Origin of the sequence: Enterococcus viikkiensis (assembly GCF_005405345.1) — a bacterium.
Classification (GTDB): domain Bacteria; phylum Bacillota; class Bacilli; order Lactobacillales; family Enterococcaceae; genus Enterococcus_A; species Enterococcus_A viikkiensis.
In genome coordinates this window covers 123,214-137,596 of the sequence record NZ_BJDW01000004.1, presented here as the reverse complement: position 1 = coordinate 137,596, position 14,383 = coordinate 123,214, and the positions used below count along the sequence as shown (strand labels likewise).

17 protein-coding genes and 2 tRNA genes are annotated in these 14,383 nt (G+C 40.7%); 18 read left to right on the top strand and 1 reads right to left on the bottom strand.

The features are described 5' to 3' along the window. Window positions 1–15 precede the first annotated feature (15 nt). The 18 genes from atpA (at window position 16) to FFM67_RS12240 (ending at window position 13,540) form a co-directional block, all read left to right on the top strand. Window positions 16–1,542 carry a F0F1 ATP synthase subunit alpha gene (gene atpA, locus FFM67_RS04150; RefSeq protein ID WP_137613356.1) on the top strand — a complete coding sequence of 509 codons (1,527 nt, stop codon included), beginning with the start codon at window positions 16–18 and terminating at the stop codon, window positions 1,540–1,542. 15 nt (window positions 1,543–1,557) lie between these two features. Further along, complete coding sequence (locus FFM67_RS04145; protein WP_137613355.1) at window positions 1,558–2,463, top strand: F0F1 ATP synthase subunit gamma; 906 nt, start codon at window positions 1,558–1,560, stop codon at window positions 2,461–2,463. A 22-nt stretch (window positions 2,464–2,485) separates the two neighbouring features. Beyond that, window positions 2,486–3,886 carry a F0F1 ATP synthase subunit beta gene (gene atpD / locus FFM67_RS04140; protein ID WP_137613354.1) on the top strand — a complete coding sequence of 467 codons (1,401 nt, stop codon included), beginning with the start codon at window positions 2,486–2,488 and terminating at the stop codon, window positions 3,884–3,886. A 13-nt stretch (window positions 3,887–3,899) separates the two neighbouring features. Continuing rightward, on the top strand, window positions 3,900–4,334 hold the full coding sequence (locus tag FFM67_RS04135) for a F0F1 ATP synthase subunit epsilon (RefSeq protein WP_137613353.1): 435 nt from the start codon (window positions 3,900–3,902) through the stop codon (window positions 4,332–4,334). A 353-nt stretch (window positions 4,335–4,687) separates the two neighbouring features. Beyond that, window positions 4,688–4,921: a DUF1146 family protein gene (locus tag FFM67_RS04130; protein ID WP_137613352.1), complete on the top strand. Its 234-nt coding sequence runs from the start codon at window positions 4,688–4,690 to the stop codon at window positions 4,919–4,921. 47 nt (window positions 4,922–4,968) lie between these two features. After that, window positions 4,969–6,270: a UDP-N-acetylglucosamine 1-carboxyvinyltransferase gene (murA, locus tag FFM67_RS04125; RefSeq protein WP_137613351.1), complete on the top strand. Its 1,302-nt coding sequence runs from the start codon at window positions 4,969–4,971 to the stop codon at window positions 6,268–6,270. Window positions 6,271–6,282: 12 nt separating this feature from the next. Next, window positions 6,283–6,459, top strand: a complete 177-nt coding sequence (locus FFM67_RS04120) for a DNA-directed RNA polymerase subunit beta (RefSeq protein ID WP_071862304.1) — start codon at window positions 6,283–6,285, stop codon at window positions 6,457–6,459. 153 nt (window positions 6,460–6,612) lie between these two features. After that, the gene (yidD, locus tag FFM67_RS04115; RefSeq protein ID WP_174784457.1) at window positions 6,613–6,897 is read left to right on the top strand and encodes a membrane protein insertion efficiency factor YidD; all 285 of its coding nucleotides are present in this window, start codon (window positions 6,613–6,615) and stop codon (window positions 6,895–6,897) included. A gap of 474 nt (window positions 6,898–7,371) precedes the next feature. Continuing rightward, complete coding sequence (locus FFM67_RS04110) at window positions 7,372–8,535, top strand: ABC transporter substrate-binding protein (RefSeq protein WP_137613350.1); 1,164 nt, start codon at window positions 7,372–7,374, stop codon at window positions 8,533–8,535. Window positions 8,536–8,649: 114 nt separating this feature from the next. Next, a complete protein-coding gene (locus FFM67_RS04105; RefSeq protein WP_137613349.1) occupies window positions 8,650–9,528 on the top strand; it encodes a branched-chain amino acid ABC transporter permease in 879 nt (292 codons plus the stop codon). A gap of 9 nt (window positions 9,529–9,537) precedes the next feature. Next, a complete protein-coding gene (locus FFM67_RS04100) occupies window positions 9,538–10,512 on the top strand; it encodes a branched-chain amino acid ABC transporter permease (protein ID WP_137613348.1) in 975 nt (324 codons plus the stop codon). Further along, window positions 10,493–11,269 carry an ABC transporter ATP-binding protein gene (locus FFM67_RS04095; protein ID WP_137613347.1) on the top strand — a complete coding sequence of 259 codons (777 nt, stop codon included), beginning with the start codon at window positions 10,493–10,495 and terminating at the stop codon, window positions 11,267–11,269. Before FFM67_RS04100 ends, FFM67_RS04095 begins: the two co-directional genes overlap by 20 nt. Next, window positions 11,269–11,970 carry an ABC transporter ATP-binding protein gene (locus FFM67_RS04090; protein ID WP_137613346.1) on the top strand — a complete coding sequence of 234 codons (702 nt, stop codon included), beginning with the start codon at window positions 11,269–11,271 and terminating at the stop codon, window positions 11,968–11,970. The genes FFM67_RS04095 and FFM67_RS04090 overlap by 1 nt, the downstream gene beginning before the upstream one ends. Before the next feature lie 5 nt (window positions 11,971–11,975). Next, the gene (locus tag FFM67_RS04085) at window positions 11,976–12,620 is read left to right on the top strand and encodes a CBS and ACT domain-containing protein (RefSeq protein WP_137613345.1); all 645 of its coding nucleotides are present in this window, start codon (window positions 11,976–11,978) and stop codon (window positions 12,618–12,620) included. A gap of 82 nt (window positions 12,621–12,702) precedes the next feature. After that, window positions 12,703–12,933, top strand: a complete 231-nt coding sequence (locus tag FFM67_RS04080; protein WP_137613344.1) for a DUF2969 domain-containing protein — start codon at window positions 12,703–12,705, stop codon at window positions 12,931–12,933. An 81-nt stretch (window positions 12,934–13,014) separates the two neighbouring features. Further along, window positions 13,015–13,098, top strand: a tRNA-Tyr gene (locus tag FFM67_RS04075). A 1-nt stretch (window position 13,099) separates the two neighbouring features. Further along, window positions 13,100–13,171 (top strand) — tRNA-Gln (locus tag FFM67_RS04070). A gap of 198 nt (window positions 13,172–13,369) precedes the next feature. Next, the gene (locus FFM67_RS12240; protein ID WP_169818940.1) at window positions 13,370–13,540 is read left to right on the top strand and encodes a hypothetical protein; all 171 of its coding nucleotides are present in this window, start codon (window positions 13,370–13,372) and stop codon (window positions 13,538–13,540) included. Between the two features lie 176 nt (window positions 13,541–13,716). Here FFM67_RS12240 and FFM67_RS04065 read toward each other — a convergent pair whose 3' ends face one another. After that, window positions 13,717–14,325: a TetR/AcrR family transcriptional regulator gene (locus FFM67_RS04065; protein WP_137613343.1), complete on the bottom strand. Its 609-nt coding sequence runs from the start codon at window positions 14,323–14,325 to the stop codon at window positions 13,717–13,719. Between the last annotated feature and the right edge of the window lie 58 nt (window positions 14,326–14,383).

Sequence of the window (14,383 nt, the reverse complement as noted above, 5' to 3'; positions counted from 1 at the left end):
GAAGAGGTGAAATGAATGGCCATCAAAGCAGAAGAAATCAGTGCTTTAATTAAAGAACAGATTCAAAATTATGACAACAAACTGTCGGTTGAAGAAATCGGAACAGTTACTTACGTTGGGGACGGAATCGCTCGTGCCCACGGCTTAGAAAATGCAATGAGTGGAGAACTGTTAGAGTTTTCTAACGGCTCTTACGGAATGGCACAAAACTTAGAAAGCAATGATGTAGGTATCATCGTTCTAGGTGAATTTGAGTCCATTCGTGAAGGAGATAAAGTAAAACGGACCGGTAAAATCATGGAAGTACCTGTTGGTGAGAACATGATTGGTCGGGTCGTGAATCCACTAGGTCAACCAATCGACGGCATGGGCCCAATTGAAACAAGCAAAACACGTCCAGTAGAAGCTATGGCTCCTGGCGTTATGCAACGTAAATCCGTTTCAGAACCTATGCAAACCGGTTTAAAAGCCATCGATGCCTTAGTTCCAATCGGCCGCGGCCAACGTGAATTAGTTATCGGTGACCGGAAAACTGGGAAAACTTCGATTGCGATTGATACGATCATCAACCAAAAAGGTCAAGACATGATTTGTATCTACGTCGCTATTGGACAAAAAGAATCTACCGTTCGTTCGCAAGTGGAAACACTTCGTAAATTTGGTGCGATGGATTACACCATCGTCGTAACAGCCGGTGCGTCTCAACCTGCACCGCTATTATTTATTGCGCCTTACGCTGGAACAGCAATGGGTGAAGAATTCATGTACAACGGCAAACACGTCTTGGTCGTCTTCGATGATTTATCAAAACAAGCCGTTGCTTATCGTGAACTCTCATTACTATTACGTCGTCCGCCAGGTCGTGAAGCTTACCCAGGGGATGTTTTCTACTTGCATTCACGTTTACTAGAACGTGCAGCAAAACTTTCTGACGAATTAGGTGGCGGTTCATTAACAGCCTTGCCGTTCGTTGAAACACAAGCCGGAGATATCTCCGCATATATTCCTACCAACGTAATCTCCATCACCGATGGACAAATTTTCTTAGAAAACGATTTGTTCTATGCTGGTATTCGCCCAGCCGTTGATGCTGGTTTATCCGTATCACGTGTTGGTGGTTCAGCACAAATCAAAGCGATGAAAAAAGTTGCCGGGACCCTTCGTTTGGACCTTGCCAGCTATCGTGAATTAGAAGCCTTCACCCAATTCGGTTCAGATTTAGATGCAGCAACACAAGCAAAATTGAATCGTGGCCGTCGGACGGTTGAAGTGCTAAAACAAAAATTACATGATCCACTTCCTGTTGAAAAACAAGTTGTGATCCTTTATGCCTTGACTCATGGCGTACTTGATAGTATTCCAGTCAATAGTATTTTAGATTTTGAAGCACAATTATTTGAATACTTAGAAACGAACCATTCTGATTTATTCGCGACAATTCGTGACACGAAAGAATTGCCAGAATCTGAAAAATTAGATAGCGCGATCCAAGAATTCAAAGATATTTTTGACGCATCAACTGCTAACAAAGAAAAAGCATAATCGAGGTGAGAAAAAATCATGGCATCCTTAAATGAAATCAAAACACGGATTGCATCGACAAAAAAGACGAGCCAAATCACCAAAGCTATGCAAATGGTTTCTGCTTCGAAGTTAACAAAGTCTGAAATGTATTCGTCAAAATTTCAATTGTATGCTTCAAAGGTACGGGAAGTCTTAACTCACTTAACAGCTAGTGAATTAACTGAATTGGCTAATTCTGGTCGTCAAATAAGCGGCATTAACTACCACAGTATGTTGATCAATCGACCGGTTAAAAAAACGGGTTATATTGTGATTACCTCTGATGGTGGTTTAGTGGGCGGATACAACAGCTCGATTTTAAAGCAAACGATGACAATGCTTGAAGATGATCATGATTCTGCCGATGAATATGTATTATTAGCCATTGGTGGGACCGGAGCAGACTTTTTCAAAGCTCGCGGCGTTAAATTAGCTTATGAATTGCGCAATTTATCGGATCAACCAAGCTTTGATGAAGTACGAAAAATCGTTTCAATGACAACTAGTATGTATGAAAATCAAGTTTTTGATGAATTGTACGTATGTTACAACCATCACGTCAATTCATTGTCTAGTCAGTTCCGAGTAGAAAAAATGCTACCGATTTCTGACTTAGATCCAAATGAAGCACAAACGTATCGTGAGGAATATCTTTTTGAGCCTTCAAAAGAAGCCATCCTTGATCAATTGCTGCCGCAATATGCGGAAAGCTTGATTTATGGTGCGATCGTTGATGCCAAAACGGCAGAACACGCAGCTGGGATGACAGCGATGAAGACAGCCACAGATAACGCTGGTTCAATTATTGATGATTTGACCATTTCATACAACCGTGCACGTCAAGCGGCGATCACCCAAGAGATTACAGAAATTGTCGGCGGGGCTTCCGCGTTAGAATAATTTCAAGATTGGAGGAAAAAACATGAGTTCAGGCAAGATTGTTCAAGTTATTGGTCCCGTTGTCGACGTGGAATTTTCTTTAGATCAATCCTTACCAGACATCAACAATGCGTTGATTGTTTATAAAAATGATAAAACAAAAGTCGTTCTTGAAGCTGCTTTAGAACTTGGTGATGGTGTTATCCGCACGATCGCCATGGAATCTACTGATGGTTTGCAACGTGGGATGGAAGTTGTCGATACCGGCAAACCAATCTCAGTACCAGTAGGGAAAGAAACATTGGGTCGTGTGTTTAATGTTTTAGGTGAAACCATCGACAAAGAAGCACCTTTTCCTGAAGATGCAGAAAAAAGTGGAATTCATAAAAAAGCGCCAAGCTTTGAAGAACTTAGCACAAGTAACGAAATCTTAGAAACAGGGATCAAAGTTATCGACTTATTAGCGCCTTACTTAAAAGGTGGTAAAGTCGGACTATTCGGTGGTGCCGGTGTGGGTAAAACCGTATTGATCCAAGAATTGATTCATAATATCGCTCAAGAACACGGTGGGATTTCCGTCTTTACCGGTGTTGGGGAACGGACTCGTGAAGGGAACGACCTTTATTATGAAATGAAAGATTCAGGTGTAATTGAAAAAACAGCCATGGTGTTTGGCCAAATGAACGAGCCGCCAGGTGCCCGGATGCGGGTTGCCTTAACTGGTTTAACTCTAGCTGAATATTTCCGTGACGAAGAAGGACAAGATGTGTTGCTATTTATCGATAACATCTTCCGTTTCACTCAAGCCGGTTCAGAAGTATCTGCCTTACTTGGTCGGATGCCGTCAGCTGTTGGGTATCAACCAACCTTGGCAACTGAAATGGGTCAATTGCAAGAACGGATTACTTCTACTAAAAAGGGTTCAATTACTTCGATCCAAGCCATCTATGTGCCAGCCGATGACTATACTGACCCTGCGCCCGCGACAGCTTTCGCCCATTTGGATGCAACAACCAACTTGGAACGTAAGTTGACAGAGCAAGGGATCTATCCAGCCGTTGACCCATTGGCTTCATCTTCAAGTGCCTTAGCACCTGAAATCGTTGGTGAAGAACATTACCGTGTAGCGACAGAAGTTCAACGTGTCTTACAACGTTACCGTGAGTTACAAGATATCATCGCAATCTTAGGGATGGACGAATTGTCTGACCAAGAAAAAGTGATTGTGTCTCGTGCACGTCGGATTCAATTCTTCTTGTCACAAAACTTCAACGTGGCCGAACAATTTACTGGTCTTCCAGGTTCATATGTTCCTGTTGATAAGACAGTTGAAGGCTTCAAAGAAATCCTTGATGGAAAATATGATGACCTTCCTGAAGAAGCTTTTCGTAGTGTAGGTACGATCGAAGACGTAGTAGAAAAAGCAAAAACTTTAGGCTACTAGAAAGAGGTGCCCGATGGAACAAGAAAAGAACAAAGTTCTGCAAGTGAACGTTGTTACTCCAGATGGTAACGTCTATGATCATAATGCGACTATCGTGGTTGCAAAAACAGTTGCGGGTGAGATCGGGATCTTGCCGAACCACGCACCGATCATTGCGCCTCTTGCGATCGACGAGGTTCGAGTTCGTCGTACGGACTCTGATACACACGTTGACTGGATCGCAGTCAACGGGGGAATTATGGAAGTTCGGGACAATGTCTTAACGATTATCGCCGACACGGCTGAACGTGAACGCGATATTGATGTGTCACGTGCTGAAAGAGCAAAACAACGGGCGGAAGCGCGGATTCAAGAAGCGCGGGAAAAACAAGACACCGACCAATTAAATCGGGCCGAAGTTGCGTTACACCGTGCTATGAATCGAATCAAAGTTTCAAAACATCGTTAAATAAAAAGAAGATCAATCTCAAGTTGATCTTCTTTTTTTATAAAAGAAAGAAGAGTTGACCGGGCGAACATTTTTAATGTTTTTCAAATAAATGAGGGCAGTAATACTTAGGGGTAGTAAAAAAATTACCCTTAATAAGGATTGTAAGCCACTACGATAAAAAAAGATCAATAGAATTTTTAAGAAGACTATTTTCTAGTTTGAAAGAAAACCAACAGTGTCTAAAAGAAAAATTATAAAAGCTTAAGTTTTTTAAAAAGTTTTTTATAGGCTTTTGGGTGAGCAAACTGTTCTTCTTTATATGAAACTGTGATATAATCCAACTGTTGATTTTTTTTGAAAGGGAATTGATTATGCAGGTATTTGGAATCGATGCGCTAGTCAGAATCGTGTCGCATTTTGCTTTTATTTATTTAGCTTTCTGGGCAATACGATCGTTACGGATTGAAAACCTCTTTAAATCATTTAAAGAAACACAAGTCCGATTGACGTTAATGATGCTGGCGATTGCTTTAGGTTATACTTGTAGTAACTTCTTTTTAGAAATTATCCTTTTGTGTAAAAATATTTTTTTGACATTTAGTTAGGTACATATAAGATAAGAGAATTCGATTAGCTTTTTGGAGGGAATACAATGGAAGAGATCATCGTTCGTGGTGGCAAACAATTAAATGGAACTGTACAGATTGAAGGAGCAAAAAATGCTGTACTTCCGATTTTAGCTGCGACTCTATTGGCTGAAGAAGGAACGACAACATTAAGCAATGTTCCGATTCTTTCTGATGTCTTTACCATGAATCAAGTGATCCGTTTTTTGAACACGGATGTTGAGTTTAATGAAGAAACAAAAGAAATCACAGTGGATGCGACGCGTCAATTAAACGTGGAAGCTCCCTATGAATATGTAAGTAAAATGCGGGCGTCAATCGTCGTAATGGGTCCTTTATTGGCTCGTAATGGACATGCCAAGGTAGCTATGCCAGGCGGATGTGCCATTGGGAAACGTCCAATCGATTTGCATTTAAAAGGATTCCAAGCGTTAGGTGCAAAAATTATCCAAAAAAATGGTTATATCGAAGCAATTGCTGACGAATTAATCGGCGATACGATTTACTTGGATTTTCCTAGTGTCGGTGCGACACAAAACATCATGATGGCTGCTGTTAAAGCCAAAGGAACGACAATTATTGAGAATGTTGCTCGTGAACCAGAAATCGTTGACTTAGCAAACTTCTTAAACAAAATGGGAGCAAGCATTCACGGAGCTGGCACAGAGATAATGCGTATTGAAGGTGTAGAACATCTTCATGCGGTTTCACATCCGATTGTGCAAGACCGGATCGAAGCTGGAACATTCATGGTGGCAGCAGCAATGACTGAAGGTGATGTGCTGATCGAAGGCGCAATCTCTGAACACAATCGTCCATTGATCTCTAAATTAACAGAGATGGGTGTTACAATTTCTGAAGAAAATGATGGCTTAAGAGTTATCGGTCCTAAGACATTAAAAGCAACAGACATTAAAACGATGCCTCATCCTGGGTTCCCAACAGATATGCAAGCCCAAATGACTGCTATTCAATTAGTAGCTGAAGGTATCAGTACAACCACAGAAACGGTCTTTGAAAATCGTTTCCAACATTTAGAAGAAATGCGCAGAATGAATGCACAAGTGAAAATTGACAACAATGTTGCGTTGATCAAAGGTTCAACTGAACTTCAAGGTGCAGAAGTTTATGCCACGGATTTACGTGCAGCGGCGGCTTTAGTATTAGCTGGCTTACGTGCGAATGGAATTACACGTGTACGCAATCTGAAATACTTAGATCGTGGATACTATGAATTCCACACGAAGTTGCAACAATTAGGCGCCGATGTGGAACGTGTGAATTCTGAAGACAAGAAGGCGGCAGACACAGCAGCAGTATTGGCTTAAGGGAGTGGATATATGAGTTCGAGTGAACATATCTTACGTAGCTTAATCCGAATCGTAGCGATTTTGCTGGCAGGTATTCTATTATTTATTGTGGGCAGCATGATCGGCTATGGTGCTATGGGCGGAGGCAATCCGTTTAAGGTTTTATTACCTGGCGTGTGGCGGCATATTTTAGAATTTGTACATTAGTAAAGTTGTTATAACAAAATGTCTAGTATTGAGGGGTTGCACCAAATTTTTGGGGCAATCTCTTTTTGCTAGTAAGAAAATTGGTTTGAGGTCTGGCTTACCGGACGTAACGACCTGGCGTGTTCGTGAATCCATTTAAATTGAGGTGATGTAATGAGTTTTATTGGAAAAGGACTAATTATGATTGTACGAGGGTACCAACGGTTTATCTCGCCATTGTTCCAGCCTTCGTGTCGCTATTATCCGACGTGTTCTAGCTACATGATCAAGGCGATTCAGGTGCATGGGGCGATAAAAGGGAGCACAATGGGGATTTTTAGGATTTTACGCTGTAATCCTTTTGCTCGAGGAGGCATTGATTATGTACCTGTTCATTTTTCGTTGAAAAAAAATTTGTTGGATGAAGAGGAACCGGATTATTTAGCGAAGAACCGTTGAATTGATCCAGTCTAAATAATGTGGCTTTCGTGTCCATTTTTAAGCGGGGACTTTTGCTGAAAATTAAAGAATAAATGCTTCCAAGAGTGCGTTTTGGTTGCTAAATAAAGTACATAGGTTATTGTATTGTTTTCTGCTTTCTTGAAAAAAGTCGGTGCTGAGTGGAAAATAATTTGAGATTTTGACTGAATTGTTCCGAGAAATTTATTTAAGGACTTAAAAATAAGCCTATTATTGAGGCAGTATAAATAAAAAAATAAGTTATTTAAAGAAGAGCTTTTTGACTATTAATGGGTCAAAAGCTTTTTTTTTAGTTATTTGATAGCTAGCCCTTAGAAATGAAAACGCTATAAATTGTTTGCGTATAGCTGAATTATTAAAATATTCAGAAAATTTAATTGACAGTGAGAGTTTTTTCCTATATATTCTTTATTATCTTAACAAATTATCATTATTTTATTAGGAGGATACAGGATGAAAAAAAGAACAGTAGCTGCATTGGCGGCAGGGTTGTTTCTATTTGGCGCATGTGGATCGCCTAAAGCAAGCGATAATAGCAGCGGAGAAGATGCGAAGACGATTAAAATCGGCGGAAATTTTGAATTATCCGGCGCAGTAGCGGCATATGGTGAAGCGGAAAACGAAGGCGCCAAATTAGCTGTTGAAGAAATCAATAAAGACGGCGGAATTGACGGCAAAAAAATCGAATACATCGCCAAGGATAATAAATCTGATAATAACGAGGCCGCTTCGGTTGCAGCGAATTTAACAACTAAAGATGGAGTTGTAGCAGTCATTGGACCAGCGACATCGGGCGCAGCGAAAGCGACATTACCGAATTTGACTAAGGCGAAGGTTCCAGCGGTCACTCCTTCTGGAACAGATGATGCGATTACGGTTCAAAAAGGCAAAGTTCAAGATTATATCTATCGCGCGTGTTTTCAAGATAGCTTCCAAGGGATCGTTTTAGCGAAATATGCGAATGACAATCTGAAAGCGAATAAAGCGGTGATCTTAGGGGACAACTCAAGTGATTATGCCAACGGTCTAAAAAAGGCCTTCAAAGATACGTATAAAGGTGAGATCGTCGCTGAAGAAAACTTTACTGCTGGTGACAAAGATTTCCAAGCTATGCTGACTAAAATCAAAGATAAAGACTTCAATGTTATCTATATTCCTGGTTATTACACAGAAGCTGGCTTAATCATCAAACAAGCTCGTGAAATGGGAATCGAACAGCCAATCATCGGTGCCGATGGTTTTGGAGATGAAAAATTGATTGATACTGCAGGCGCAGCTAATGTGAAAAATGTTTACTATACCGGTCATTTCTCAACGAAAGCTCCAGCAACTGACAAAGTAGAACCGTTTGTGAAGGCTTTTGAAGATAAATTTGGCAAGCAGCCATCGTCGTTTAATGCATTGGCTTATGATTCTGTCTACATGATTAAGCAAGCGATTGAAGACGAAGGCAAAGCAACACCAGAAGCGATTGACAAAGGCTTAGCTGGCTTGAAAGACTTCGTTGGTGTTACTGGTAAGATTACGATGGACAAAGACCACAACCCTGTAAAATCAGCGGTCGTTCTCGGCTTAACAGATGGAAAAGAATCTTCTGCTGAAACAGTAAATCCTTAATATTTCGGAGCAGACCGGGGTCTGTGACAATCATCTGTCACAGACCCTTATTTTCGAATAAAGGCTGCAAAGAATTACCTAACCTTAATTTTTTAGAAAAGTGATGTGATATGCATGGAAATATTTATCCAACAAATTGTAAATGGCCTGTTTCTAGGGAGTGTCTATGCTCTGATGGCACTAGGCTACACAATGGTTTACGGTATTATTAAACTGATCAATTTCGCTCACGGTGAGGTCTATATGATTGGTTCTTTTATTGGTTATTTTTTAATTAATCAGTTTAATATGGGCTTTTTCCCTGCATTGATCTTATCGATGGCAGGTAGTGCGGTTCTAGGTGTCGTAATTGAATTTTTGGCCTATCGACCCTTGCGGAATTCCACTCGGATCGCGGCCTTGATTACGGCAATCGGAGTTTCTTATTTATTGCAAAACACGATGATTTATTTCTTTAGTTCAACGACACGACCTTTTCCACAAGTAATTAAGCTGCAAGTGTTTAACATCGGCTTTTTAAGTGTTTCTAATATTCAATTATTAATTTTAGGACTTTCATTATTCCTGATGATCACCTTAAACCTAATTGTCCAAAAGACCAAGATGGGAAAAGCGATGCGAGCAGTTAGTGTCGATACGGACGCGGCTCAATTAATGGGGATCGATGTTAATCGAACAATTTCTTTTACCTTTGCATTAGGTTCTGCGTTGGCTGCTGCTGGCGGGATGATGATTGGTCTTTATTACAATTCGATTGATCCAATGATGGGGTATATTCCTGGCTTGAAATCATTTATTGCAGCTGTTTTAGGAGGGATTGGGATCATCCCTGGTGCGGCGATTGGTGGTTTTGTGATTGGTTTAATCGAAACGATCACGACGGCGTTAGGCTTCTCAGACTTTAAGGATGCGGTCGTATATGCGGTCTTGATTTTAATTTTGTTAGTTCGTCCAGCCGGAATTTTAGGCAAGCATGTGAAAGAGAAAGTGTAGGTGGGTCAAATGAAAAAGAATTTGAAATACAATTTGATTTGGCTGGCTCTGATCGTGATTGGTTATGCGGCTTTGTATATTGCTTATTCGGCTGGCATGGTCAATCTATTTTTAGATAATATCATGGTCCAAATCGGAATCAACATCATCTTAGCAGTCGGATTAAATCTAATTATTGGGTTCTCAGGACAGTTTTCATTAGGCCATGCCGGTTTTATGGCGATTGGTGCCTATGGTGCGGCGTTAGTCTCGATGAGTATGCCAACTTATGGCGGTTTCTTTTTAGGTATGGCTGTCGGGGTCATTTTAGCTGGGATCATCGCAGTTGCAGTTGGGATTCCCACGCTACGTTTGAGTGGCGATTACTTAGCCATAGCGACTTTAGGGGTGGCTGAAATCATCCGGATCCTATTGATCAACTTTAAAGACATTACCAATGGACCTTCTGGTTTATTTGGAATTGAGCCCTTTGTTGATTGGCAGATGGTCTATGGCTTCATGGCAATCACAACATTATTTATCGTTAACTATATTCGTTCGGGTGCAGGGCGTGCTACGATGGCGATTCGTGAAGATGAGATCGCTGCAGAAGCAATGGGTGTAAATACAACGAAATACAAAGTCATGGCTTTTGCTTTTGGGGCGATGACTGCTAGTATCGCTGGATCGCTTTACGCTGGTTATTTGCAATCAATCGCACCGAAGGACTTCGCGTTTACCAAATCCGTGGATATTTTGATTCTGGTCGTATTAGGCGGAATTGGTAGTGTCACAGGAACCTTTATCGCCGCAATTTTGTTAGGGATCATCAATATGTATCTTCAAGATTTCGGTGCCTTACGGATGATTATTTATGCGCTGGCGTTGATCATTTTAATGATCTTTAAGCCGGGCGGATTACTAGGGACAAAAGAATTATCCGTGAAGAAGTTGTTGAATAAATTTAAAAAAGGAGATGACCAAAATGCCTCTGTTGGAAATTAAAGAGTTAACGAAAAACTTTGGCGGTTTGGCGGCGGTCTCCAATGTCAATATCGCATTAGAAGAAAATCAATTAGTCGGTTTGATTGGTCCCAATGGTGCTGGGAAAACGACGTTGTTTAATCTGATCACCGGTGTGTATGAACCTAGTGAAGGGGACGTTCTCTTAGAAGTTGATGGTCAAAGTCAGCGTTTGAACGGTAAAAAGCCCTATGCGATCGCAGACTTAGGTTTGAGTCGAACGTTTCAAAATATTCGCTTGTTTAAAGATTTAACGGTGTTAGACAATGTACTAATCGCGATGAATAGCAAAAATAAGGAAGGCTTTTTCTCGAGTGTCTTGCGTTTGCCAACTTTTTATAAGAAAGAAGAGACCTTGCGAGAAGAAGCCCTGCAATTATTAACGATTTTTGATTTACAAAACAAAGCGGAAAATCTAGCCCGCAATTTGCCGTATGGGGAACAACGCCGTTTAGAAATTGTGCGGGCATTAGCGACAAAACCTAAAATTTTATTTTTAGATGAACCGGCGGCTGGGATGAACCCGCAGGAAACGGCTGCTTTGACAGAGTTGATCCGTAAAATCCAACAAGAATTTCAAATTACGATCCTCTTGATTGAACATGATATGAGTTTAGTTATGGATGTTTGCGAGCGCATTTATGTATTGGAGTATGGCCGGGTCTTGGCAGAAGGCGATCCCGACGAAATCAAAAACAATCCCGAAGTTATCAAAGCTTACTTGGGAGGTGACTTATAATGTTAAAAATCGAAAACCTTTCAGTGCATTACGGAATGATTCAAGCAGTGCGGGATGTCAGCTTTGAGGTCAATCAAGGAGAGATTGTCTCACTGATTGGTGCTAATGGAGCGGGAAAAACGACGATTCTTCGCACCATTTCAGGTTTGATCCAGCCGTCAAAAGGAACGATTCGATTTGAGGGCAATCCAATCCAAAAAAGAGCGCCGCGGAAAATTGTCGCCGAAGGAATCTCTCAAGTCCCTGAAGGGCGCCATGTTTTTTCCGGTTTAACCGTTTTGGAAAATTTAGAAATGGGCGCTTATCTACGGAAAGATGGGTCGTTAAAAGAAGATTACGAGCATGTCTACGAAAAATTTCCGATTTTAAAGGAACGATTGGCCCAAGATGCTTCGACCTTGTCTGGAGGCGAACAGCAAATGTTAGCGATGGGTAGAGCCTTAATGTCAAAACCACGCTTGCTATTATTGGATGAACCTTCAATGGGCTTGGCCCCGATTTTCATTAAAGAAATTTTCAATATTATCCAGGAAATCAAAGAACAAGGGACGACGGTGCTGTTGATCGAGCAAAATGCCAAAATGGCGTTATCGATTGCAGACCGTGGCTACGTTTTGGAGACTGGCAAGGTCGTTTTGTCAGGCACCGGCCAAGAATTATTAGACAGCGACGAAGTGAAGAAAGCCTATCTAGGAGGGTAATAAAAATGAGTGTAAGAGATTTTATGACGGATGAATTAGTGACCGTCTCGCCAAAGACAAAAATTTTTGATGCGGTCGATTTAATGAAAAAATACGATATTCACCGCTTGCCTGTACTTGAACATGAACAACTAGTCGGTTTGATCACTGAAGGAACGATTCAAGAAGCGCTGCCCTCTAAAGCGACCAGTCTAAGTGTGCATGAAGTGAATTATTTGTTGAATAAGACAGTAGTAGCAGATGTGATGATTACAGAGGTTAAAACGATTTCGCCGGATGCACAATTAGAGGACGGAATTTTCTTGATGCGGCAAAATAAAATCAATGTATTGCCGGTATTAGAAGGCGAAAAGTTGGTTGGCATCATTACTAATAATGATATCTTCGACGCCTTTTTGAAACTGACCGGCTATCATGAAGGCGGCACCCGAGTTCAATTAAAGATTATTGAAGATAAAAAAGGTGTGTTGGCGCGAGTGACAAAATTGTTAGCGGATAATGAGTTGAGTATTTTGACAATTATCACTAATCACAAAAGTAATGGAACAATTGTTGAGATTCAATTGAGCAGTAAAGAAACGGAACGAATCAAAGAAATCCTGACCAACGCTGGCTATGAAGTCATTCGAGCAGTGACAACGAATCCTTAATTGCAACAGGCTACTCATAATTAGAGTAGCCTGTTGTTGTTTTCTTTTGGAGTATGATAAAATGACAGTCGGAGGGAATGCTATGTCTAAAAAAAATAAAGATATCGAAGTTCAGATCAAAGAAGAGGAACGTTCGATCAATGGTCAAGCAGTGACTGTTACGCAGCTAGTGATCGGTAAAAAAATGATTGGTGAAGTAATCCCTGAAAACAAAGTGTTTCAGGCTTATAGCGATGATCGTTTACTAGGAAGTTTTCGTACATTAGATGACGGAATCGAGAATGTGATCCGTAGCTGGAATTTACATGAATAAAATTGAAAAATAATACTTGCATTTTTTTTGGAGATTAGGTATTATAACTGAGTCGGGTTTTTAAATAATAAAAACCTAGATGGAGGAGTAGCGAAGTGGCTAAACGCGACGGACTGTAAATCCGTTCCTTAGGGTTCAGTGGTTCGAATCCACTCTCCTCCACCATTGGGGTATAGCCAAGCGGTAAGGCAAGGGACTTTGACTCCCTCATGCGTTGGTTCGAATCCAGCTACCCCAGTAACGTAAAACGTGAGTTGCAGATGCAACTCACGTTTTTTTTGTTTTTCTCGTAAACGCTACAAAAAAAGGCCCTTTCTGTAAAGGATACTGTTAGCCGCTCTTTCTCTACTAATTGAAACTTGATCAGCTGAATTGCTTGAAGCCTTTTCAAATTTAGGCTACATTAAAGAAGAGAGAAAGAATGGAGCTGATCGCAATGAATAAAGTGCAAGAAGTAAAAGAACTATTAACAGACACGGTAACAAAAATTTATAGCACAGTGAAGGATCATTCATTGGAAGTAACCAAAGAAAAGGGGCAAGCCCCCCGGGTTCGTACACTACGCCCTACGCGTCATACGATTAAATGGAAGTCTAGAAATCATTAAAAAAATTGCGCTCAGCGAAAATCTGAGCGCAATTTTTTTGACTATAAAGGAAGTATAAATTTTTAAATGAATAAATCGCTTTACAGCAGGTCTAGCCATGTCCGGCTTCACGAACTAGCTTTATCGTTTGGTCTTATTGCTCAAAAGCTGAGCGAGTTCGTGAAAGCCTTTCTCATTTAATGATCAATTTCTATTCCCAGAATCGTCAAATGACCATTGCCTACTAGTTTGATAACGAGTTTTGCGAGACTGCCAGCATCCATCCCTGTGTCGCTAGTGATCCACCAATGGAGGGTACCGACAAAGATCGAGGTCATGTATTCAATGATAAAGTCTAGGGGCACTTCAATATCATTCTCTGTGATCTTTAAACGATTGAACACGTGGGCGTATTTGATATCTAGAATTTCCGCGATCTTTTTCCGCAGCATTTCATTCCCAGAGGCATCCATGACCGTCAAAAAGAATTTTCGATTGGCTTGGATCTGCTGGTAAATATTGGTTAAAACGAATTCGATTTGTCTAACTTTCAAGCGATTGCCTTGGACGATCTGATCGGGATCAAGGACCTCGGTGAAGGCATCGATGGCTTGTTTAAAAATATGGTCATATAAATCTTGTTTGTCTTTAAAATGGGCGTAGAAGGTGGCTCGATTGATCATAGCTTCATCAGCGATCTCTTGTACAGTGATATTATCAAAGCCTTTTGCTTCTACTAAATGGATAAAAGCATCCATGATCATTTTTTTTGTTCGTTTCACTCTTAAGTCGATTTTTTTTGGCATGAGAAATTCCTTTCATTTTTTGCAACAGAACAGGTTGGAACGTTGCTTATCACACGAA

What these genes read in the sequence shown, in the direction of transcription:
- atpA (WP_137613356.1), top strand. Translation starts at nt 16, where the DNA reads ATGGCCATCAAAGCAGAAGAAATCAGTGCTTTAATTAAAGAACAGATT.
- FFM67_RS04065 (WP_137613343.1), bottom strand. Translation starts at nt 14,325, where the DNA reads ATGCCAAAAAAAATCGACTTAAGAGTGAAACGAACAAAAAAAATGATC.
- FFM67_RS12240 (WP_169818940.1), top strand. Translation starts at nt 13,370, where the DNA reads ATGAATAAAGTGCAAGAAGTAAAAGAACTATTAACAGACACGGTAACA.
- FFM67_RS04090 (WP_137613346.1), top strand. Translation starts at nt 11,269, where the DNA reads ATGTTAAAAATCGAAAACCTTTCAGTGCATTACGGAATGATTCAAGCA.
- FFM67_RS04105 (WP_137613349.1), top strand. Translation starts at nt 8,650, where the DNA reads ATGGAAATATTTATCCAACAAATTGTAAATGGCCTGTTTCTAGGGAGT.
- FFM67_RS04080 (WP_137613344.1), top strand. Translation starts at nt 12,703, where the DNA reads ATGTCTAAAAAAAATAAAGATATCGAAGTTCAGATCAAAGAAGAGGAA.
- FFM67_RS04085 (WP_137613345.1), top strand. Translation starts at nt 11,976, where the DNA reads ATGAGTGTAAGAGATTTTATGACGGATGAATTAGTGACCGTCTCGCCA.
- murA (WP_137613351.1), top strand. Translation starts at nt 4,969, where the DNA reads ATGGAAGAGATCATCGTTCGTGGTGGCAAACAATTAAATGGAACTGTA.
- FFM67_RS04100 (WP_137613348.1), top strand. Translation starts at nt 9,538, where the DNA reads ATGAAAAAGAATTTGAAATACAATTTGATTTGGCTGGCTCTGATCGTG.
- FFM67_RS04095 (WP_137613347.1), top strand. Translation starts at nt 10,493, where the DNA reads ATGCCTCTGTTGGAAATTAAAGAGTTAACGAAAAACTTTGGCGGTTTG.
- yidD (WP_174784457.1), top strand. Translation starts at nt 6,613, where the DNA reads ATGAGTTTTATTGGAAAAGGACTAATTATGATTGTACGAGGGTACCAA.
- FFM67_RS04135 (WP_137613353.1), top strand. Translation starts at nt 3,900, where the DNA reads ATGGAACAAGAAAAGAACAAAGTTCTGCAAGTGAACGTTGTTACTCCA.
- FFM67_RS04120 (WP_071862304.1), top strand. Translation starts at nt 6,283, where the DNA reads ATGAGTTCGAGTGAACATATCTTACGTAGCTTAATCCGAATCGTAGCG.
- atpD (WP_137613354.1), top strand. Translation starts at nt 2,486, where the DNA reads ATGAGTTCAGGCAAGATTGTTCAAGTTATTGGTCCCGTTGTCGACGTG.
- FFM67_RS04110 (WP_137613350.1), top strand. Translation starts at nt 7,372, where the DNA reads ATGAAAAAAAGAACAGTAGCTGCATTGGCGGCAGGGTTGTTTCTATTT.
- FFM67_RS04130 (WP_137613352.1), top strand. Translation starts at nt 4,688, where the DNA reads ATGCAGGTATTTGGAATCGATGCGCTAGTCAGAATCGTGTCGCATTTT.